The sequence below is a fragment of the Enterococcus sp. ZJ1622 genome (assembly GCF_011038845.1).
Lineage (GTDB): Bacteria > Bacillota > Bacilli > Lactobacillales > Enterococcaceae > Enterococcus_B.
The window spans coordinates 1-21,551 of record NZ_JAAKDW010000020.1; the positions used below are offsets into that span (position 1 = coordinate 1).

General features: G+C 42.1%; 21 protein-coding genes. 5 read left to right on the forward strand and 16 right to left on the reverse strand.

All coding sequences use genetic code 11. The annotated features are described in order from the left end of the window. Nucleotides 1-183: 183 nt before the first annotated feature. The 5 genes from G7Y42_RS13700 to G7Y42_RS13720 form a co-directional block, all read right to left on the reverse strand. Nucleotides 184-627: a Fur family transcriptional regulator gene (locus G7Y42_RS13700; RefSeq protein ID WP_165006699.1), complete on the reverse strand. Its 444-nt coding sequence runs from the start codon at nucleotides 625-627 to the stop codon at nucleotides 184-186. 177 nt (nucleotides 628-804) lie between these two features. Then, nucleotides 805-1,731 carry a cysteine synthase A gene (cysK, locus tag G7Y42_RS13705; protein ID WP_165006702.1) on the reverse strand — a complete coding sequence of 309 codons (927 nt, stop codon included), beginning with the start codon at nucleotides 1,729-1,731 and terminating at the stop codon, nucleotides 805-807. Between the two features lie 154 nt (nucleotides 1,732-1,885). Then, complete coding sequence (locus G7Y42_RS13710) at nucleotides 1,886-2,767, reverse strand: glucosaminidase domain-containing protein (protein WP_165006705.1); 882 nt, start codon at nucleotides 2,765-2,767, stop codon at nucleotides 1,886-1,888. Nucleotides 2,768-3,013: 246 nt separating this feature from the next. After that, on the reverse strand, nucleotides 3,014-5,008 hold the full coding sequence (gene tkt / locus G7Y42_RS13715; RefSeq protein ID WP_165006708.1) for a transketolase: 1,995 nt from the start codon (nucleotides 5,006-5,008) through the stop codon (nucleotides 3,014-3,016). 101 nt (nucleotides 5,009-5,109) lie between these two features. Beyond that, nucleotides 5,110-5,361: a DUF896 family protein gene (locus tag G7Y42_RS13720; RefSeq protein ID WP_165006711.1), complete on the reverse strand. Its 252-nt coding sequence runs from the start codon at nucleotides 5,359-5,361 to the stop codon at nucleotides 5,110-5,112. Nucleotides 5,362-5,507: 146 nt separating this feature from the next. Here G7Y42_RS13720 and lexA point away from each other — a divergent pair, with 146 nt between their 5' ends. Continuing rightward, nucleotides 5,508-6,131: a transcriptional repressor LexA gene (lexA, locus tag G7Y42_RS13725; protein ID WP_165006714.1), complete on the forward strand. Its 624-nt coding sequence runs from the start codon at nucleotides 5,508-5,510 to the stop codon at nucleotides 6,129-6,131. A gap of 196 nt (nucleotides 6,132-6,327) precedes the next feature. Continuing rightward, nucleotides 6,328-6,546: a hypothetical protein gene (locus G7Y42_RS13730; RefSeq protein ID WP_165006717.1), complete on the forward strand. Its 219-nt coding sequence runs from the start codon at nucleotides 6,328-6,330 to the stop codon at nucleotides 6,544-6,546. A 107-nt stretch (nucleotides 6,547-6,653) separates the two neighbouring features. Here G7Y42_RS13730 and G7Y42_RS13735 read toward each other — a convergent pair whose 3' ends face one another. The 7 genes from G7Y42_RS13735 to obgE form a co-directional block, all read right to left on the reverse strand. Continuing rightward, the gene (locus tag G7Y42_RS13735; RefSeq protein WP_165006720.1) at nucleotides 6,654-7,166 is read right to left on the reverse strand and encodes an adenine phosphoribosyltransferase; all 513 of its coding nucleotides are present in this window, start codon (nucleotides 7,164-7,166) and stop codon (nucleotides 6,654-6,656) included. A 13-nt stretch (nucleotides 7,167-7,179) separates the two neighbouring features. After that, nucleotides 7,180-9,477, reverse strand: coding sequence for a single-stranded-DNA-specific exonuclease RecJ (gene recJ / locus G7Y42_RS13740; protein WP_165006723.1), 2,298 nt, complete (start codon nucleotides 9,475-9,477; stop codon nucleotides 7,180-7,182). A gap of 191 nt (nucleotides 9,478-9,668) precedes the next feature. Continuing rightward, nucleotides 9,669-10,112 (reverse strand): lipopolysaccharide assembly protein LapA domain-containing protein, encoded by a 444-nt coding sequence (locus G7Y42_RS13745; protein WP_206215464.1) that lies wholly within the window; start codon nucleotides 10,110-10,112, stop codon nucleotides 9,669-9,671. Further along, on the reverse strand, nucleotides 10,113-10,901 hold the full coding sequence (locus tag G7Y42_RS13750; protein ID WP_165006729.1) for an SDR family oxidoreductase: 789 nt from the start codon (nucleotides 10,899-10,901) through the stop codon (nucleotides 10,113-10,115). After that, entirely contained in the window at nucleotides 10,898-11,842 is a 945-nt protein-coding gene (rnz, locus tag G7Y42_RS13755) for a ribonuclease Z (protein ID WP_165006734.1), read from the reverse strand. Before rnz ends, G7Y42_RS13750 begins: the two co-directional genes overlap by 4 nt. 194 nt (nucleotides 11,843-12,036) lie before the next feature. After that, entirely contained in the window at nucleotides 12,037-12,627 is a 591-nt protein-coding gene (locus tag G7Y42_RS13760) for a DUF1269 domain-containing protein (protein WP_165006737.1), read from the reverse strand. Nucleotides 12,628-12,771: 144 nt separating this feature from the next. Further along, a complete protein-coding gene (gene obgE, locus G7Y42_RS13765; RefSeq protein ID WP_165006740.1) occupies nucleotides 12,772-14,085 on the reverse strand; it encodes a GTPase ObgE in 1,314 nt (437 codons plus the stop codon). A gap of 284 nt (nucleotides 14,086-14,369) precedes the next feature. On the opposite strand from obgE, the gene gap reads away from it, so the two are divergent. Then, a complete protein-coding gene (gap, locus tag G7Y42_RS13770; protein ID WP_165006743.1) occupies nucleotides 14,370-15,380 on the forward strand; it encodes a type I glyceraldehyde-3-phosphate dehydrogenase in 1,011 nt (336 codons plus the stop codon). Between the two features lie 61 nt (nucleotides 15,381-15,441). On the opposite strand, the gene G7Y42_RS13775 is transcribed toward gap, so the two are convergent. Next, a complete protein-coding gene (locus G7Y42_RS13775; RefSeq protein ID WP_165006746.1) occupies nucleotides 15,442-16,374 on the reverse strand; it encodes an alpha/beta hydrolase in 933 nt (310 codons plus the stop codon). A 375-nt stretch (nucleotides 16,375-16,749) separates the two neighbouring features. Then, a complete protein-coding gene (locus G7Y42_RS13780) occupies nucleotides 16,750-17,838 on the reverse strand; it encodes a DUF871 domain-containing protein (protein WP_165006749.1) in 1,089 nt (362 codons plus the stop codon). Between the two features lie 185 nt (nucleotides 17,839-18,023). Between G7Y42_RS13780 and G7Y42_RS13785 the strand changes: the two genes are divergently transcribed. Continuing rightward, nucleotides 18,024-18,785: a peptidylprolyl isomerase gene (locus G7Y42_RS13785; RefSeq protein WP_165006752.1), complete on the forward strand. Its 762-nt coding sequence runs from the start codon at nucleotides 18,024-18,026 to the stop codon at nucleotides 18,783-18,785. A gap of 109 nt (nucleotides 18,786-18,894) precedes the next feature. On the opposite strand, the gene fabZ is transcribed toward G7Y42_RS13785, so the two are convergent. Next, nucleotides 18,895-19,335, reverse strand: a complete 441-nt coding sequence (gene fabZ, locus G7Y42_RS13790; protein ID WP_165006755.1) for a 3-hydroxyacyl-ACP dehydratase FabZ — start codon at nucleotides 19,333-19,335, stop codon at nucleotides 18,895-18,897. A gap of 217 nt (nucleotides 19,336-19,552) precedes the next feature. Between fabZ and fabI the strand changes: the two genes are divergently transcribed. Continuing rightward, the gene (gene fabI, locus G7Y42_RS13795) at nucleotides 19,553-20,308 is read left to right on the forward strand and encodes an enoyl-ACP reductase FabI (protein WP_165006758.1); all 756 of its coding nucleotides are present in this window, start codon (nucleotides 19,553-19,555) and stop codon (nucleotides 20,306-20,308) included. Nucleotides 20,309-20,408: 100 nt separating this feature from the next. On the opposite strand, the gene G7Y42_RS13800 is transcribed toward fabI, so the two are convergent. Beyond that, a complete protein-coding gene (locus G7Y42_RS13800; protein WP_165006761.1) occupies nucleotides 20,409-21,422 on the reverse strand; it encodes a branched-chain amino acid aminotransferase in 1,014 nt (337 codons plus the stop codon). Nucleotides 21,423-21,551 lie beyond the last annotated feature (129 nt).

Below are 21,551 nucleotides of genomic sequence, written 5' to 3' on the forward strand. Positions count from 1 at the left end.
ATATGCGCTTGCGGATTTTTCTAATCAACGGGTTAATCAGCTACACATAAAAAAACATCAAAGCTAGTAACTTTTACTAACTTTGATGTTCATAGATGACCTTATCAGTCCGATTTGACAAAGAGCCCTTTTTTTATTGTAACACTTTCTTTCTATTGTATTACTTGATTGCCACTACCACTTTCAATTCTTCGCTTCTGCTTTTTCTTTGCAGTCCGTACACAAGCCGTAAAGTTCCAGGCGATGCTCACTGATATCAAAATCAGTCAAACGGCTTGCTGCCATTTCGATATCTTCTAATCCAGGATAATGGAAATCCACGATTTTCCCGCAATTTTGACAAATGACGTGATAATGACGTTTCGAACTAAAGTCAAAGCGGCTTGATGCATCACCGTATTTCATTTCCTGAACAAAACCGATAGAAGTGAACAAACGAAGATTATTGTAAACGGTCGCAACACTCATGTTGGGAAAACGATGCTCAAGGGCACGGTAAATCTCATCAGCAGTTGGATGTGAATGATGTTCGACCAGATATTCCAACACAGCGTACCGTTGAGGTGTGATTCGTATGTTTTCTTTTTTTAATTTTTCGATTACCTCTTCAACTTGCTTATTTTGCATGTAGACACCCCACGTAGTTATTCTCGTCTTATCATACTATTTTTAGTTTTCAAAATCCACTCATCATGAAAAGAAATTTCAAATTAATTATATTTTAATAAAAAAGACACAAATTATAGGAGATATTTCCCTATTTTGCGCCTTTAGCTCATCTTTCGACATTGTTATCTATGAGTATTAGTTTTCTTGATATAACGCAGTGGACAAATAGCGTTCCCCGTTGTCAGGAACAATCGCCAGTACTTTTTTTCCTGCTCCTAATTCCTGTGCAACTTTCACAGCTGCTGCGATAGCTGCACCAGATGAAATCCCTACTAAGATCCCTTCTTGACGCCCTACTTGTCTAGCTGTTTCCATCGCTTCATCACTAGTCACTGACATCACTTTGTCGTAAATAGATGTATCTAACGTGTTAGGGATAAAACCGGTACCGATTCCTTGGATTTTATGAGGAGCTGCTTCTTTCCCTTCCAAAACAGCCGATTCAGCTGGCTCTACCCCAACGATCTGGATCTCTGGATAGACACGTTTTAATTCATGGCCAGCGCCTGTGATCGTTCCGCCAGTACCGATTCCTGCCACGAATGCATCCAAGCCATTCACACCAAACACTTGCTGGATTTCAGGAGCAGTCGTTTTTTCATGGATAGCCGGGTTTGCCGGATTTTCAAATTGTAAAGGTAAAAAATAGCCGTTTTCTTTCGCTAAACGCTCTGCTTCTTTGATCGAACCCGTGATCCCGTCAGCGCCTGGTGTCAAAATCAGCTCTGCCCCATAGCCTTTCATCAAAAGCCGACGTTCGATACTCATGGTTTCTGGCATGACAATGATCACCTTATAGCCCTTTGCCACTCCGACCATAGCCAAACCGATCCCGGTGTTTCCGGAGGTGGGTTCGATGATCGTATCACCTGGTTTCAATGTCCCGTCATGTTCTGCTTTTTCGATCATACTTAAAGCGATTCGGTCTTTTACGCTACCGCCCGGATTGAAGAATTCCAGTTTGACAAATACTTCTGCCGCATTCTCTGGAACGATTTTATTTAATTTGACGATAGGCGTTCTGCCGATCAATTCAGTGATCGAATGATAGATTTGAGTCATTTCCATTTCCCCCTTGTAATCACTTTCTTCTTTATCATAATACAAATAGTCTGTTCCTGGCGAACATTTCGTCTTTTGAAACACACAAAAAGAGCAAAGAAACAGCCAACGGTAGCTCTTCTTTGCTCTTTTTCGATTTTTATACAGAACACGATCAAATAGTCAATTCCTGACCAACTAGTAATGAATAGTTGGACATCGTCATTCCGTTTTTTGCCATCAGATCATCCACGGACATACCGAATTTTTGTGCGATATCCCATAACGTATCTCCTGAAACGACCGTGTAGGTCTGACTGCCGCTTGTGCTTGCACTTGCAGTCGTAGTTGTTGTAGAAGTCGTCGTGGTCGTCGTAGTCGTACTTGTCGTCGTCGCAGATGAACCAGTAGATGGTGTATCGAATCGGGTTAAATTATACGTATTAATCAATGAGTTCAGTTTATCACCATAATTAGGGTCAGTTGCATAACGACCAGTCAAGTAAGCTGTCGCATCATAGAAACTCGTTGTGTTGCTCTTCCAAACGCCTGCGTAATGATAATCCCCAGTTGAAAAACTCGTAGAACGCAAAACATTGGCATGGTCTTGGAAAGATTCCCAATAAGAAGAATATTTGCGGAATGGTTCATTCATCGTTACCCATTGTCCATCGACATATTCTTTTGTCGCCATATAAACGACTTGACCGTTATAGCTTCCTTTCACCCCAAACAGATTGTAGTTGGGTGCGCTGGATAATCCAGAGGTACCGTATGCACTTTCCAGTAAAGCTTGAGCGATCATCACAGAAGCGTACAAATCGTTGCTTGCTGCTACTTCAGATGCTGACCAACCGATTTGGTTGATAAAAGCTTGAGGATCAGCTACGGTTTGTGTTCCTTGCTCATCGGCATGGACACTTTGTGGTGCTGCTGTAACCATCATAGGCCCAACTAAAAGACTTGTTCCCACTAAAGGAGCAATTGCTTTTCTATTGATCACCATAGTTCGTTTTTTCTTATGGTGTCGGGCACTGCGGGTCTTCAGCTCTTGCATTCAAATTCCTCCTCAAAATAAAAAAACTTTTAATAAAAGCTTCCTTCTTAAAACAAACTTAATTACTTAAATTATACTTTTAAATTTTAAGAAACTCAAACTAATCTGAAGAATTTCCTTCTTTGTAACACGAATGTAATATTAAAGAAAATATAAAGTAATATTTCAATGACCTTCAAATTCAAAAACAGCTGCTGGAAAATCTCCAAACAGCTGTTTTCTGATCAACGCCCAGAAACTCAGATTTTATAATTGATTGAATGTATTCACAACATTCTCTACTGTGAATCCGAACTCTTCAAGGACTTTGTCTCCTGGTGCAGATGCGCCAAAGTGATCGATCGTAATCGTTGCCCCATCGATCCCTACATAGCGTTCCCAGCCGAATGACGCAGCAGCTTCGATCGCTACGCGTTTTTTCACAGCTTTTGGAAGAACACTTTCTTTGTATTCTGCAGATTGTTTTTCAAACAGATCAAAGCTTGGCATCGAAACGACTGATACGTCTTTTCCATTTTCAGCTAGAGCTTTTTGAGCTCTTACTGCCAAATCGACTTCTGAACCTGTAGCAATCAAGATTCCTTCTGGCTGTTCACCCTTTGCAGGAGAAAGGACATAAGCGCCTTTTTTCACCATATCGTCTGCTACTTCTTTCGTTGAAGGCAGTACCGGCAGATTTTGACGGCTCAATACAAGGATCGTTGGAGTATCTGTTGATTCCATTGCTACTTTCCATGCTGCGCGTGTTTCATTTCCGTCTGCTGGACGAAGGACATGGACACCAGGCATGCATCGCACAGAAGCCAGTTGTTCGATTGGTTCATGTGTCGGGCCATCTTCACCGACAGCAACGGAATCATGCGTCAATACGTAGATCACTGGTGTATTTTGGATAGCCGCTAAACGGACTGCTGGTCTTAGATAATCCGTAAAGACGAAGAACGTCCCACCATAAATACGTGTGCCTCCATGAAGCTGGATACCATTCATTGCCGCAGCCATCGCAAATTCGCGTACACCGAACCAGATATTACGTCCTTCATAATGTTCTGGCGTAAAGTCTTTGTCTGCTGCTACCATTGTGTTGTTTGAACCAGACAAGTCGGCTGATCCGCCCCAGAAACTTGGTACAGCTTTAGATAATGCTTGGATCATTTCTTTACTTGAAACGCGGCTTGCTTGGCTGTCGCCTACTTCATAAGTTGGCAGTTCAGCATCCCAGTTTTCAGGTAGTTTGCCTGCGAATGCATCTTCGAATTGTTTTGCCAATTCAGGATAGGCATTTTTGTAGTTAGCGAACATGTCATTCCATGCTGCTTCTGCTTTTTGTCCTTCTTCGATCATCGTTTGACGGAAGCGTTCGGCAACTTCATCTGGAACAGTGAAATCAGGGTATTCCCAACCATAGACTTCTTTTGCCATCTTGATCCCGTCTTCGCCGATTGGAGCGCCGTGTACAGCTGATGTGCCTTCTTTAGGTGCGCCATAGCCGATCACTGTTTTCACTTCGATCAATGTTGGTTTTTCTGTCTCAGCTTTCGCTTCTTCGATCGCTTTTGAGATTGCTTCTAAATCATTGCCGTCTTTTACCAGAATATGCTGCCAGCCGTATGCTTCATAGCGGGCGCCGACATTCTCGGTAAATGCTTTCGATGTTGGGCCATCTAATGAGATATCGTTCGAATCATATAAGACGATCAATTTTCCTAATTTCATGTGTCCGGCCATCGAACTTGCTTCTTGAGAAACGCCTTCCATCAAATCGCCATCGCCACAAAGTGCATAAGTGTGGTGATCAACGATTTTAAAATTCTCTTTGTTGTAAGTCGCAGCAAGATGCGCTTCTGCCATTGCCATCCCTACTGCCATCGCGATCCCCTGACCAAGCGGACCTGTTGTTGCCTCTACGCCATCTGTATGGTTCACTTCCGGATGGCCCGGAGTTTTCGAATTCCATTGACGGAATTGTTTCAAATCATCGATTGTCACTTGGTAGCCTGATAAATGGAGCAAACTATACAGCATTGCCGAACCGTGGCCTGCAGAAAGTACGAAGCGGTCGCGATCCGCCCAATTTTTAGAAGTAGATGGATTCACTTTCAAATGCTTCGTCCATAAGGCATATGCCATTGGTGCAGCACCCATTGGTAATCCTGGATGTCCTGATTTTGCTTTTTGAACCGCTTCGATACTTAATGTACGGATCGTGTTCACGCCTAGTTGGTCAATTTTGTCGAACAAAATAACCCCTCCTATTAATTTAGGTTTTTTTTACCTTTATTTCTTACATACCCATTTTATAAGATACATCCTGAAAAAGCAATGATTTTCAGTATTTTTTACTAAAAGTTATTATCTCGGTTGTGTAAGCCTTTTTTCTTTTGGATTTCTTTTAATTTTTCCGGTGTCACATCATTGCCTTTCGGGTCGACGATTTTCATCCCCTCGATATGGTGTCGCATCCCGGAACGAAATTTATTCAAATACTCTTCTCTCAGCTTGATCTGCTCTTTTTCTTCTTCTTTGGTCAAGCCTTCTTCTTTCTTTTTACGTGCAAGTTCATTGATACGTTCGATCTTTTCAGGTGACAGCATTCCCAGCCCTCCTTTTACTCTACTTCATATTATATAAAAAAATGAAAAAAAACAACTAGATAGAACAAATTAAATACGAACATTTGTTTGAAATAGCGTTTTTTATATGGTACTATTTAATTACTAAGTGAAAGAAGGTGTACCTTGTGGCGCGACAAACTGAAACAAGACAAATCGAAGTCTTACGATACATCCACGAACAAGTAACTCAAAAAGGATACCCGCCGACTGTTCGCGAAATCGGAGAAGCCGTCCAGCTTTCTTCAACTTCAACGGTTCACGGACATCTTGCACGGCTTGAAAAAAAAGGATTCATCCAAAGAGACCCAACGAAACCACGTGCGATCGAACTGACGAAACAAGGCTTGGCAAAGATCGGGATCCGTCCTTCCACTATCCCAGTCCTTGGGGTGGTCACTGCCGGAGAACCGATCCTCGCAGTAGAAGATGCTTCTGATTTCTTCCCTGTACCGCCAAATCTTTCTTCTGAAGAAGGCAGCTTGTTCATGCTGACGATTCGAGGCGACAGTATGATCAATGCTGGTATCTTAGATGGTGACAATGTCATCGTGCGTAAACAGGAAAGTGCGCAAAACGGCGATATCGTGATTGCCATGACCGCAGAAGATGAAGCAACCTGCAAAAGATTCTATAAAGAAGCAGACCATTTCCGCCTGCAACCTGAAAACGACTTGCTTGATCCGATCATTTTAGATCAGGTATCTATTTTGGGAAGAGTTGTCGGTCTTTACCGGAGCCATATTTACTAAGCACACTGCTCCAAATACCTACAGATTCGTTTTACTCACCAGAAGGCTGGGACGTTCACTCGTCCTGCCTTCTTCTTTTTGTCGCGCCCATGCCTTTGCTAAAAAAAATTGAACTTCTCTCTTTACAAATCGAACAAACATTCGTATACTATTATTACGAACATTCGTTCGCATAAACTAATGAGGTGAGAAATTCATGAAATCAATGAGACGTCTTGGCTTGGTATTAATTGTTTTGTTTCTAGGTATTATTATTGGTAATTTCGGTATACGACCAGCTTTGTTAATCTTTGTGCCGTTGTTTGCTTTGTGGTTCATGTTGTGGGATGAAAAGAAATATCGCCAATCCGAACGGCGTCGGATTCATGAAGATCATTTCTATCACGAATCCTACTATCGTTCCAGGCACTCATAAAGACAAATAAGTTCGCTTATATTGATTCCAAACAAAAATGGGAAGGAAAAACATTTTTCAATGTCTTTCTTTCCCATTTTTTATTAGTTGTCCTTATAGTACGTTGCTTAATATTCCATTAAAGTGATCATATCATAGCCTTCGATCTTATCGCGACCATGAAGATCCATCAATTCGATCAAGAAGGCACAGCCAACGACTACGCCACCTAGCTGTTCGACCAAATCGATCGTTGCTTTGATCGTTCCGCCTGTTGCTAACAAGTCATCGCAAATCAGGACGCGCTGACCGGGCTGGATCGCATCTTTATGCAAGGTCAATGTGTCCGTTCCGTATTCGAGGCCATAGGTCACTTCAATCGTTTCACGAGGCAATTTCCCTTTTTTACGGACAGGAGCAAATCCGACACCTAGTTCATAAGCCACTGGACAGCCAACGATAAATCCGCGTGCTTCCGGTCCAACAACCATGTCGATCCGTTTTTCTTTTGCATAATTAACAATCTGTTTTGTCGCTTCTCGGTAAGCATCTCCATCTGCCATCAGCGGTGAAATATCCCGAAAAATGATTCCCTTTGATGGATAATCAGGAATGCTGGCAATATAATCTCTTAAATCCACTCTTTGTTTCCTCCTAGGTCGTTAACCATTGTTTGATGGTAGGAATATCACTTAAAAGTAAAAATTCCTCAACTTTAATTTTCTTTAGCCGCTTTTGATATCGTGTACTTTCAGTCAATGGATGACTTTCCGGACGAGCGACTTTTTGTAAAACGCCATTCTCTATTGTAACAAATTTCAGCTCAAAAAACACCTGTATCATAAAAATTAATAATTTTTGTGGGATTTTCAAATAGTTAGAAATCGCGTTCAGCTTGTAGCGGATATCGATTTTTTCCTGTGAATGGATCAGCTTGAACAATTTAGCATATTGTTCTCTAGAACCTACACCGTTCAGATACGCCTCATCCGCGGAGATACCCAGTAAATACACACGACTGAATGTTCCGATTTCGAAAACCGATTTCAAGTGCTCTAACTCAACTGGACAATCCAATACGACAAGCGAGGTAGCCCTAGCATCTCTCAATCGTTCACTGATCGACGCTAAATCATTGAACACCACCACTTTCTCCTGTATCTTTGGGTGCACTTCCTTTAAGGAGTCTTTATCGAATGCAAGATAAAAGACCTCGCCTGAGAGCTGGTTTTGCTCACGGTAACGCTTTGCTCGCCAATCGAATACTTGGAGTCCGTTTACTGCGAAGTCAGTGACCATCACTTGCGGTTTCTTCCGTCCGTTCCATTCATTGATCGACAATTTCCCGACAACGTCCACCTGATCATTCAACAGCTCATTTTCCTGATCCCCAAAACCGAATGCCACTGCGTCCAGTTGTCCATCCGAGTTGTTGATCGTGAATTTCAGATGTTGCTGATTAGCTCCGATTTTTTTGACATTTTCGGCAGTGACCTGGCGAAACAGAAACTGTGGAACCGGGTTCTCCGTGCCATAGGGTGCCAAGCGTTTCAATTCATCGATCAGTTCCACAGTCACATCTTGCGGCAGAAGCACTTCATCCACAGCCATTGCCGGTCCCTTCGTCAAATCGATTGCATGTTGTACTACGTAGTCATTCATTTTTTCCTGAAGCAAAGAAATATTTTCTTGCGGCATCGTTAAGCCAACTGCCGCATGATGTCCGCCGAAATAAGTGAACAGTTCCCGCATCTCATCGAGCATTTCATAAAGATTCAACGCATCAACACTTCGACCAGAACCTTTTGCCGTGCCATCTTCTTTCAAGCTTAAAACAAGTGCCGGTTTCCCAGTCTGGTTCATGATTTTCCCTGCTACGATTCCTAGAACGCCTTCATGCCAGCCTTCTTTAGCTAATAGGTGAACATGGTTTTCATCATTCACCATGAGCAGAGCTTCTTGTGTGATCTGATCCACGATCGCTTTTCTTTCTTCATTGATGGTATTCAGCTTTTTTGCTTGGACAGCTGCTTCTTCTTCATCAAATGTAGCCAAAAGATCAACCGCAGGATTCGGGTCACCCATCCTCCCGATGGCATTTAAGCGAGGAGCGATCGCAAAACCGATCGATGTTTCATCCGCCTCTTTTACTTTCACGCCACTTTCTTCTATTAGCGCTTGGAGTCCGATACGTTCAGTGTGACGGATCGCATCGATGCCAAGTGCTGCCAAGGTCCGGTTTTCATCTTTCAGCGATACTAGATCGGCAATCGTTCCAATCGCAACTAGATCCAGAAACTCAGCAGGAGGCTCTTCTAGTAATGCAGATGCTACTTTGAAAGCTACGCCCACTCCAGCAAGATCAGGAAAAGGATAGTGTCCATCTGGATGACGAGGATGGACAATCGCATAAGCATCCGGCAATTCATTAGGAAGCTCGTGATGGTCTGTGATGATGACATCCACTCCTGCATTTTGTGCATAAGCTACTGCTTCATTCCCAGCCACACCGTTGTCCACCGTAATGATCAATTGGGTACCTGACTCGATTTTCTCCTGATAGACAGATTGGTTAGGACCGTATCCATGCTCAAACCGATTAGGCAGGAAAGTCTCTACCTCCGCTCCAAGCAGCTCTAATGTTTCTTTCATGACTGTGGTACTCGTAATACCGTCTGCATCATAGTCTCCGTAAACAAGGATTTTCTCTCCATTGATCACAGCTTCTTGGATTCGGCTGATTGCTTTGTCCATATCGTGCATCAAATACGGATCATAGAGTTTTTGTTCTTTAGGATATAAAAATCTCTGCAGCTCCTCTTCTTCACGGTATCCGCGCTGCCACAGCAGTTTACCGACAAAAGGAGATAATTGTAATTTTTGAGTGATTTGGAGAAAGGATTCAGAAGGTTCTGTCTCACTTAGTTTCCAATCATAATTTGCTTGTCTCACTTTCTCACCCCTAACTTAGTCATTATAGCAAAGGAAAACAGCAAAAAAAAGAAGAAAGAAACCACCAAACAAAAAAACGGATAGATCCCAAAAGCGAAAACATTTTGGAATTTATCCGATTAGTCGTCTGACAGGTACACTTACTCAGCCTTTTGCGTCAATCACACAACATGCTTTTGCTTTTTGATTTCTCAATCAAAGTAATTAAAGCTTTGTTTCGGTGCCTGTTTTTGTTGTTCTACCGGTTCTTTCAGTTGACTGATCTGTGCTTCTTTTGCTTGCAATTCTGCCTGATAAGCTGCTTCTAATTCAGCCCGTTCATTTCGAAATTGCCGGTTTTGTTCTTCTTTTGCCTCATCGATTTTCTTTTGCAGTTCTGCTTGATAAGCCTCATTTTCCTGCGTAAGATTCTTGATCTGTTTTTTTTGCTGCCAAAGAGTCGTCCATGCTGTCAAGAAGACGATCAGCGCACCAATCAATGCAGATCCGATGATCACTAAAATAAGCGGGGCAGAAAAGGAAGCAAACCCAAAACTGACTGGAACATTTTTGTTGTTCAGCACGGCAAATAAAACAATGACCAATACCAAAAGAAAGCCGACGATCACATTACTCTGCTTTTTCACACTCTTCACCTACTTCTTGTTAAATATTCCGCTAGCAAGATAATCCCCAATCGATGGGAAAAGCGTATAGAATTTTGCTGCTGCTTCCAATAGAGGCGGCTGATTGATTTCACGTTTCGGATACTTCATACTGCGAACGATTTTTTTAGCTAGTCGATCTGGTTCTAAAACTAGGCTCCCGACTTTTTCTAAATAACTGCCACTTGGATCTGCTTTGTCAAAAAAATCTGTAGCGACTGGGCCCGGATTGACTGTCGTCACCGCTACCCCAAGAGGTTTCAATTCCAAACGTAAAGCATTGGAAAACCCAAGTACAGCAAATTTCGTTGCTGAGTAAACAGTTGATTTCGCCGTAGCCATCTTTCCTGCCATAGAGGCGATATTAATGATATGCCCATGTCTTCTTTCCGCCATGTCAATCGCGAATTTCTGTGTCAATACCATCATGCCTAAAATATTGACTTCAAACATATCATATGCTTTTGCTAAATCGAAATTTAAGAAGTCTTCGAAAATACCGAATCCTGCATTATTGACCAGTATGTCGACCTGACCGACTTCTGCTGTCACTTTCTCATATAATTGCTCGACGCTTTCTGGATCGCTGACATCCGCTTTATAGGCATAGGCAGGTCGATTGCTTAATCGGCTGCATTCTGCCCTGACACCTTCGATCATGTCTTCTCTTCTTGCACAAGTCACCACGATTGCGCCTTGTCTTGCTGCTTCATAACAGATTTGTGCGCCTAGTCCGCCAGAACCACCAGTGACTAATACGACTTTATCTTCTAGATTCATTTTACTACCTCCTCATCACGAAATGGGATTTCGACTATATCAAAATCTCTCATGATCTTCGTTTCTTGAAAAATCTCTTTTGCCTCTTTTTCCAGCTCGAGTGCCGCTTTCCCTAGATAACGTGCACTGATATGCGTGAGCAATAGTTGTTTCGTGTCTGCTTCTTTCGCCACTTCTGCTGCATGATGCGTCGTAGAATGGAAATAATTGTGGGCCATTTTCGCCTCATTCTTATTGAACGTACTTTCATGGACCAGTACATCGCTGTCTTTTGCCAGCAAAACAGAATTGACCGTCTTTCGCGTATCTCCTAGGATCGTGACGATACGTCCTTTTCGATTGGGCCCGACAAATTCTTTTCCGTTGACTGTTCGTCCATCTTCCAACTGTACAGTCTCACCATTTTTCAGTCTGCCATAAAGCGGTCCGGCTGGTATATCCAGTTCTTTCAAGCGATCTACTTGAAGTTCTCCTTTGTGATCATGCTCTACGACCCGATAACCGAAGCTGTCGATCCCGTGGTTCAATTTTTTTGTATAGACAGAAAACTGCTGATCTTTGAAAATCGGTTTCGTCTCATCCAATTCGATGAATTTCAGCGGATAGCTCAAACGAGTCTGTGAGACGGTTAAAGAAGTTCTGATGTAGTCTTCTACTCCTTTTGGGCCGTAAATTTCCAGTGGTGTGTCTCCCCCTTGGAAAGAACGGCTGCTGAGAAGACCAGGCAACCCGAAAATATGATCGCCATGCAAGTGTGTGATAAAGATTTTATTGATTTTTCTTGGGCGGATATTCGTACGCAAGATCTGCATCTGCGTGCCTTCTCCACAATCAAAGAGCCATACTTCATTTCTTTCATCTAACAGTTTCAATGCAATGCTTGTTACGTTTCTATGTTTAGCAGGTACACCGGCACCTGTCCCTAAAAATTGTAATTCCATAATCTACCTGACTTTCTTTAAGTTCCATTTTAATTTTAGGTGAAAACTAGTGGATAATCAACCGAAACTCGCAAAAGGCGACAGATAAATCAAAATCAAAAAAAGCAACTCTTCCTTATTTTCAAGTAAAATTTAGAAAGGAAGCGTACAGCAAAATAGAGAAACGTTGCTGAAGAAACGCTTCTCTATTCCTTTTATTTTACCTCTGGATCTTCTGGCTGTGTCGTCTCATCTGATGACGAATGTTTACTGCTCCAAGTTTTTTCGGCAGCTGCTTTCGCCTGTTTCTCAGTCTCTTTTGCATCGTGGACGTCTTTTTCGACCTCTTCATAATCCAAGCGTGTGATTTCCCCGCCAAGTTCCATCATGACTAATTGGTTCAAAGGACGGTTATCCTCTTCTTCTGCAATCAGTATCAGCCCAGTCGCACCTTCGCCGATTTTATTTCCCACGAAGTCAAAAACAGTCTGTGCTTCTTTTATCTCTTTTGCATCTTGAGACGCGCCGATCATCCCGCCTGCAAACCAGCCTAATAAAATCCCTAATGGTCCACCTAAGACACCGACTAGCATCCCGATCAGTCCACCTGTCGAAGATTTGTTGTTCCCTGTGAAATCAATGAAATCTTCTATTTTGAATTGATGCGTACCATTCGGGTCATGGCTGATGACCGCCATTTGTTCTCCCTTGATTGCTCGAGAAGTATGCAGTCTCTTTATTTCAGAAAAAGCCTGATATGCTTGGCTTTCCACCTGAAAGTTCAATATGATGACACGTTTGCTCATTCTACTCACTCCTTGTGCGCTTTCTTTCATTTTACCTTCTAATGACAAAGAAAGAAAGGAAAAACGCTTAAAAAATAACAAAAGACCGTATCAAGCAAGCTTGACACAGTCTATCCTTATCTGTAACTAAAGGTTCAACGATGATTATTCGACAAATTCAAATTCAAATTCACCGATCCGTACTAGGTCACCATCTTTTGCTCCACGAGCGCGTAACGCTTCATCAACGCCCATCCCTCGTAATTGTCGCGCAAAACGCATGACTGTTTCGTCGTGATCGAAATTCGTCATTTGGAATAATTTTTCGATCTTTTCACCAGATAAGATCCAAGTTGCATCAGAATCACGATCGATCGTGAATTCAGGACCTTCTGGACGGAACCCGTATTGAACTGTTTCTTCTTCAATCTCTTCTTCGTAAAGCGGAAACTCTGGGGTGACTTCTAGCAAATCGGCCGTCGCATTCAATAACGGATCAATCCCTTTTCGTGTCACGCCTGAGATCGGAAAGACAGGGATATCATCTGCAAATTCATCTGTTTTTTCTTTGTTCAGCTGCTCTTTGAACTTGATCAGATTTTCTTCTGCTCCCGGCATATCCATTTTATTTGCTACGATAATCTGCGGACGTTCTAACAAGCGCAGATTGTAAGAAGACAACTCATGATTGATCGCTACGTAATCCTCGTAAGGATCTCTTCCTTCCATTCCGCTCATATCGATCACATGTAAAATAACGCGAGTCCGTTCGATATGACGTAAAAACTGCGTGCCTAGCCCGACACCTTGTGAGGCACCTTCAATCAGACCTGGCAAGTCAGCTGCAGCAAAACTTCGGCCGTCACTCGTTGTAACCATCCCAAGATTTGGTACAAGTGTCGTAAAATGGTATGCTCCGATTTTAGGACGAGCAGAAGAGATCACTGAAAGCAATGTCGATTTCCCAACAGAAGGAAAACCAACGAGCCCTACATCTGCCAGTACTTTCAATTCTAATTCGATTTTTCGTTCCTGCCCTGGTTCCCCATTTTCAGCGATTTCCGGTGCAGGGTTTCTTGGAGAAGCAAAACGAATATTGCCTCGTCCGCCTCGTCCGCCTTTTGCGATGACCAATGTCTGACCGTTTTCGATCAGATCTCCTAAAAGCGCGCCTGTTTCTGCATCACGTACTGTTGTTCCTTGAGGTACCTTGATATACGTATCCTCAGAGCCGCGACCATGCATTCCCTTACTCATTCCATTTTCTCCCGGCTGCGCTTTGAAATGCCGGTTAAACCGGAAGTCCATCAATGTACGCAAGCCTTCGTCTACGACTAAAATCACATCTCCGCCATGACCGCCGTCACCGCCTGCTGGTCCGCCGTCAGGGACGTATTTTTCTCGACGGAATGCGACCATTCCGTCTCCGCCCTTGCCAGCTTTCACATCGATTGTTACTTGATCTAAAAACATGGACATATTGTAGTCCTCCTATTATTTATCTAATTGATTAATTGACTGCCTGAATTTCCACAATAAACAAAAGTCTTATTTATTTTATCGGTGAAAACCGGTTTTGTCTATCTTTTCAGCTAAAACTTTTGATGTCTTTCCTTTTTTTTACTATCTGACTGATGAAAACCCGCAAAAGTGTCCTGTCGAGTATAATTTTTTGACAAATCAAACATGGAGTAGGAAAATGACAGTGTATCAAGCAAGGATGTCGTTTCACAGCACCCTTAATAAAGGAGGAACTTTTGATTATGACAGTAAAAGTAGGTATTAACGGATTTGGGCGTATTGGCCGTTTGGCATTTCGCCGCATCAAAGAAGTATCAGATGATATTGAAGTAGTAGCAATCAATGACTTGACTAGTCCAACCATGTTGGCACAATTGCTTCAATTCGATTCCACTCATGGTACTTATCCTGGTACAGTTACTGCAACAGAAGACTCAATCGTAGTAGACGGCGAAGCAACACGTGTGTATGCAGAACCTGATGCAAGCAAGATCCCTTGGGTAAAAGAAAATGGTGTAGATATCGTACTGGAATGTACTGGTTTTTATACTTCTGAAGAAAAAGCACAAGCTCACTTGGATGCAGGTGTAAAACGTGTAGTTATCTCTGCTCCAGCCGGCGCAATGAAAACAATCGTCTATAACGTCAATGATGATACATTGGATCAAAATGACCGCATCATCTCAGCTGGTTCATGTACTACGAACTGCTTAGCACCAATGGCTTACTTCTTGAACAATGAATTCGGTATCGAAGTTGGTACAATGACAACTGTCCATGCTTATACTTCGACACAAATGTTACTAGATGGCCCAGTAAGAGGCGGAAACTTGCGTGCTGCTCGTTCAGCTGCTGACAATACGATCCCACATTCAACTGGTGCTGCAAAAGCAATCGGCTTAGTTATCCCAGAATTACAAGGGAAATTACAAGGACATGCACAACGTGTTCCTGTTGTCGATGGTTCATTGACTGAATTAGTTTCTGTATTAAAAACAAAAGTAACAGCTGACCAAGTCAATGAAGCAATCAAGAAACATACGATCGACAACCCATCTTTTGGCTATGACGATCGTGAAATCGTCTCAAGCGATGTGATTGGTACCACACAAGGTTCGATCTTTGACCCAACACAAACAGAAGTAACTACTGCAGGTGATTATCAACTTGTCAAAACCGTTGCATGGTATGACAACGAATACGGTTTCACTTGCCAAATGATCCGTTTGTTAGAAAAATTCGCTAACCTTTAAGCCGAATTTTAGATAAAATAGACCGCTGACTGAGCTTTCAGTCAGCGGTCTTTTCTTTTCCTCAATGAACATATCGATCCAAAAAGTTTTTTACAACTTCCTGGTATTTCTCAGGATCTACGTTGTAGGCTTTTGCATGTTCTGCCCCATGGACGACATATTTTTCTTTCGGTCCTTGGGTTGCACTGTAGACTTTATCCAGCATCTCAAAAGGCACGAATTTATCTGCATCTCCGTGGATAAATAGCATTGGACGCGTATTTTTCTTCAATTGTTCAACTGAACTTGCTTCTCCGAAGAAATAGCCTGCTCGAATTTTCGTGATAAAACTTGTGACTTGCATGAGCGGGAATGGCGGAAGATTGAACATATCATCCAGTTGATATGTTAATTCATCATTTACCGATGAGTATCCGCAGTCTTCAATAATCGCTTTTACATTTTCCGGCAGCTTCTCTCCGCTTGTCATCATCACAGTCGCAGCACCCATGCTGATTCCGTACAAGACGATCTCCTCTGATTTTCCGTTGGTTTCCAAAACTTTGTCGATCCATTGGACATAGTCTTTTCTCTCTGGCCAACCGAATCCGATATAGTCACCTTCACTTTTGCCGTGTCCTCTAGCATCAGGCACCAATACATTATAGCCCATATCGTGAAACATCTTCGCATAATTGGTCATCGTTTCTGCATCACCCATATAGCCATGTGCGAGAAGGATTGTTCGATCGCTTGTTTTTTCTGCTGGAAGATAGATAGCTGATAGCTTCAATCCGTCCTTTGAAGTGATCGTCCAGTTGCTTCGGTTCTCTTTTGCTTGGAACCATTTTTGTGCTTCGGATTCTTCTACTTTCGCTGTTCCTGGTGTATCATTTTCGAGAAAATCCTTTTCTGACGGCACGACTGCATAATTGTAAAAATAATTTCCTGCAAATAACAGACCTGCTGCTAGAAGCAAAACGATCCCTAGTGTGATTTTTACCCAAAGTTTCATATATCTTCCATCTCGACTTTCTATTTTATAACATAGTCTTGAATTAGTATAATCAAAGAATCATTTCGATGCAACATCAAAATTTTCAGGAAATGTATTTTGAAGACAAAAAAATAAAGGTGCGACAAAAGTCTTGTCGCATCTCTATTTTCCGAATAAACGATGTTCCAGAAGTAGCTTCTTCGTATATAAGCCGAAATTCCACAAAAATACGAGAATCAATTTTCGTAAATCCCTTCTTATTTCTTGAAGCTGCCCACTTCTGTCACAACCTCAGTAGCTTGATGAGAGGGTTTCTCTCATTCGTTTTATCTATTCATTCCTATTGATGAATCACGTAAATTTAGTGTTTGAGACAAGACACAATGTTCGCGCTTAGCTTTCGACCAGTTTGAAGCTTGACCATGGTTTCAAGAAATCCAGTAGGAACAGTTCGTCGTCGGAAATACGCCCTACGACATTGACTCTTCCGTCATTTTTCATTTCTTTCAATGCGATCTGCGTTTCGCCTTTGTATTGACCATACCCTTCATTGTCAATCAATACATCACCATGTCGCATGTCACGGGTATTGTGTGCTGGGAACGCTTTATCTTTATAGTAAACACGAGTCATCGTTGATCGGAGGATATATTCTGAGCGGTCTCCCCGATAGCTGTGCAAGTTATCGAAAAGACAAATACGTTCATCTTCAGTGATGTCTTCTTCCACATCTACTTTCAATGTCGGATATTCCGCATAGAACGCTTCAGCCATCGCTTTTAGTTCTTCTTCACTTGCGTACGCATTCCCTACAGAAATATCATCGATCAGTCCTGTCAAAATCAGATGTTTGACCTGAGTGGAAATCTCCAGATCTCTATGATCTTCTAATGAGCATAGGCCATCTTGCGTAGGCCAAGGTCCGAATGTCGCTGTCTGCGAGTTGACGAATGCCATCGTATTCAAGTTATATTTTCGGAACTTTTCCGAACAGAAGACAAAATGATCATATCCCAGGCCGGAATAACGATGAGGATAAAAGTTATGTGATCCTAACAAGTTGTTCGTATTAGGTGAATAACTCATGATGTTGTCGACATAGTTGGTTCCTGAACTCATGTTGATCTCGATTTTGATACCATACGGATTTCGTGTCATTTTTGCTTCTTCCGCACCAGTAAAACCGATATCCAATCTTATCCCGTACGCACCCATCTCATGAAAGAACGACAGATCATCATACGAGATCTCCAATTGCTCAAATAACGCTGGATTGATATCTACCATCACTTCCATCCCTAAGTCATTCGCGTAGTCAACGACCTTTTTGAATTCCGCTAGAACTTTTTCTTTGTCATCATTGATTTGGAGCAAGCTAGTAAATACACGCTTGAACCCGTACTTATGCGCTAAATCCAAATACGCTTTGTCTTTTTCAAATGTCGAACGCTCTGGATAGATCGAAATCCCTAATTTTCCCATGAAACCAATTCCTCCTGCTTCTCAATTTTGTATCCACTTACATTATAACAAATCCCACACAAATGGTCTACACCTTTTAAGAGAGCAAAAAGAAAATCTTAAATCGAAAAAAAATAATAGGTATTTTCGCGATTGTTTGCTATCATTTAAATATAACAAAAAAAGAAAGAATGAAAGGAACGATTATGAAAAAGAACAAACTTGTTTTGAGTGTTAGTTTAGCGGCAGCCCTGTTATTCGCTGCTGGATGTTCAGCCAATGATTCATCTTCTGCAACCTCTACTGAAACGACGAAAAGCTCTGAAACGGTCAAAAGCAGTACGGAAGAAAGTGTCGATCTGAATGCCCTGGATTTACCCCAGTTGAGCAGCGAAGTAGCTGAAAACGAAGATTTAGTGGAAATGGTGACCAGCAAAGGAACGATCAAAATGAAACTATTCCCTGAATATGCGCCAAAAGCCGTAGAGAACTTCATGACTCATGCGAAAGACGGCTATTATGATGGGTTGACATTCCACCGCGTGATCAAAGACTTTATGATTCAAGGTGGCGATCCGAAAGGCAATGGCACAGGCGGAGAAAGTATTTGGGGCAAAGGGTTCGAAACAGAGATCGACAACCATTTATATAACATCCGTGGTGCATTATCCATGGCTCGCTCTCAAGATCCTAACAGTAATGGGAGCCAGTTCTTTATCGTCCAGAATTCAGACGATGTGCATGACGGCCTTTTAAAAGACGATTACCCTCAAGCGATTATCGATTCCTACAAAAACGGCGGCTCCCCTAACTTGGACGGAGAATATACCGTTTTCGGGCAAGTCATCGAAGGGATGGATGTCGTAGATAAGATCGCTGAAGTCGAGACTGACAGTTCTAACAAGCCAAAAGAAGAAGTCAAAATTGAAAAGATCAATATCCTGCAAGAAGCAAAAGAAGCAAAGTAGTTTAAACGCTGAGAAAATCATCCAACTGTCCGATTCAGGTCAGTTGGATATCCCTAGAATAAAAAGGAACAAGCCGGGCTTGTTCCTTTTTGCTTTCAGATTTTCGCGATTAAGCATCTTGGTTCACAATAAATGTAAACTCGCATTCGCATACTTTCTTGTCATCGACGTAAGCTGCTGAATGTGCTGTTCCAACCGTGCCTTTCATCTTCGTGATTTCAAAATGACATTTCATCACATCGCCTGGAACGACTTTTTGACGGAATTTCGCTTTATTGATACCACCGATGTACGCGCGTTTCCCTAAAAATTCTTCAGATTTCAAAATAAGAATCGAGCCTGCCTGTGCTAATGTTTCTAAGATCAGCGCACCAGGCATCACTGGATTATCAGGAAAATGGCCTTGGAAAAAATCTTCATTGATCGTCACATTTTTTGTTGCTACGATCTTCTTTCCTGGTTCCAAAGTGTCCACATAGTCGATATAGCAAATCGGATAGCGATTCGGGATCAAATCCATCACTTCAGTAGCAGATAACACGTATGACATAATATACTCCTTCTTTCAGGCAATTGCCGTAATTATTACTTTGATTATCAAAGTATCATATTCTCAACTTTTTAGCAATCTTTTTTTATTATCCAAAAAAATAGTTTGACAATCAAAGCATTTTGCCTAATAATAAGAAATCAAGAAGATCTATTTAGCAATTATCATTTTAAATTTACGATCTATTAAATCTTTTTAGAATCAAAGGAGTGTCAATATGTCATTTTTAGAAGGAAAAAAAATCGTCATCATGGGCGTTGCAAATAAACGCAGTATTGCTTGGGGCTGCGCGGAAGCAATGATGAACCAAGGAGCAGAAATCATCTACACCTATCAAAATGAGCGAATGAAGAAATCATTAGTCAAATTAGTCGGCGAAGAAGCTTTCACAGTGGAATGCGATGTATCAAGCGACGAGAGTATCGAGAATGCCATGAAGCAAATCGGCGACTATGCAGGCGAGATCCATGGTCTGGTCCATGCGGTCGCTTATGCGAACAAAGAAGAGCTTTCCGGGAATGTGTCCGATATTTCCAGAGAAGGCTATCAGCTTGCTCAGGATATCAGCAGTTATTCGCTTATCGCTGTTTCGAAATATGCAGAAAAAATCCTGGCACCAAACAGTGGGATCGTCAGCATGACATACCTTGGTTCAGAGCGCGCGATTCCTAACTATAATATGATGGGGATCGCAAAAGCATCTCTTGAATCAGCTATCCGCTACTTGGCAGCCGAATTTTCACCGAAAGGAATCCGCGTCAATGGAATCTCAGCTGGCGCAATCAAGACACTAGCTGTTACAGGTGTGAAAGATTACCAGAAACTGATCCAGTTGTCAGAATCACGTACGCCTGACCAGCAAGGCGTCACAATCGAAGAAGTCGGAAATGCCTGTGCCTTTTTGATCAGCCCTCTTTCAAGTGGGATCATCGGTGATATCATCTATGTCGATAAAGGTGTTCACTTATCTTAATCCTTGGCAATACCAAACAGATCACTTATTCATGTACAAAGGGAGTATGACAAGATGCTTGTCACACTCCCTTTTTCTAATCTGATCTGGAAACTCGGTTTTATTCGACTACTTCGATCCAGCCTTCTGGTGCTTCGATATCTCCAAACTGGATACCTGTCAGTTCATCGTATAAACGTTTTGTGGTTGGTCCTACCTCTGTTTCGCTATAGAAGACATGTAGCTGGTTGTCGTGATAAATACCTCCGATTGGCGAGATGACTGCTGCTGTCCCGCAAGCTCCTGCTTCAGCAAACTGATCGAGCTGATCGATAAAAATATCGCCTTCGATCGCTTGTAGGCCTAATCGTTCTTCTGCCAGTTGCAATAATGAGTACTTGGTGATACTTGGCAAAATAGATGGAGATTGTGGCGTAATAAATTTCCCGTCTTTCGTAATGCCAAAGAAATTGGCTGCACCGACTTCTTCGATTTTTGTATGAGTAGCTGGATCAAGATACACGCAATCTGAATAATCCAATTCTTTTGCCTCTGTGCCCGGCAATAAGCTGGCTGCGTAATTCCCCCCTACTTTTGCAGCACCTGTTCCTTTTGGCGCTGCACGGTCATAATCAGAGACGATAAAGTTCGTTGGTTTCAATCCACCTTTGAAATAAGCTCCAACTGGCGTACAGAACACCACGAATAGATATTCTGGTGCAGGATGAACACCGATATTCTCCCCTACGCCAATCAGTAAAGGACGCAGATATAATGTCGCACCAGTACCATACGGAGGCACAAATGCTTCATTCGCTTTGACTACTTCTTTTACAGCATCAACAAACATGTTTTCCGGAACCATCGGCATCAGCAGACGACGCGCACTTTGGTTCATCCGGCGGCTATTCTGTTCTGGACGGAACAGATTGATTTTTCCGTCTTTGCGGCGGTAAGCTTTCAGCCCCTCAAAGCATTGTTGTCCGTAATGAAGTGCTGGAGAGCCCTCATGGATCGTCAGATAGTTTTCTTCTGTCAATTCTCCTTTTTCCCATTGCCCATCTTTCCACTTTGCGATATAGCGCCATGGCGTTTTGATATAAGAGAATCCCAAGTTGTTCCAATCAATTTGCATATTCTTACCACCTTCGTCAGTTTCTCAACATTTTATCATTATATACGTCATTTGTCATTTGCATTTGTACGCTAAGAGAAATTTTCTCATTCATTTTCGTTATTTTTTTGCATTTTATTTTTTTATCGG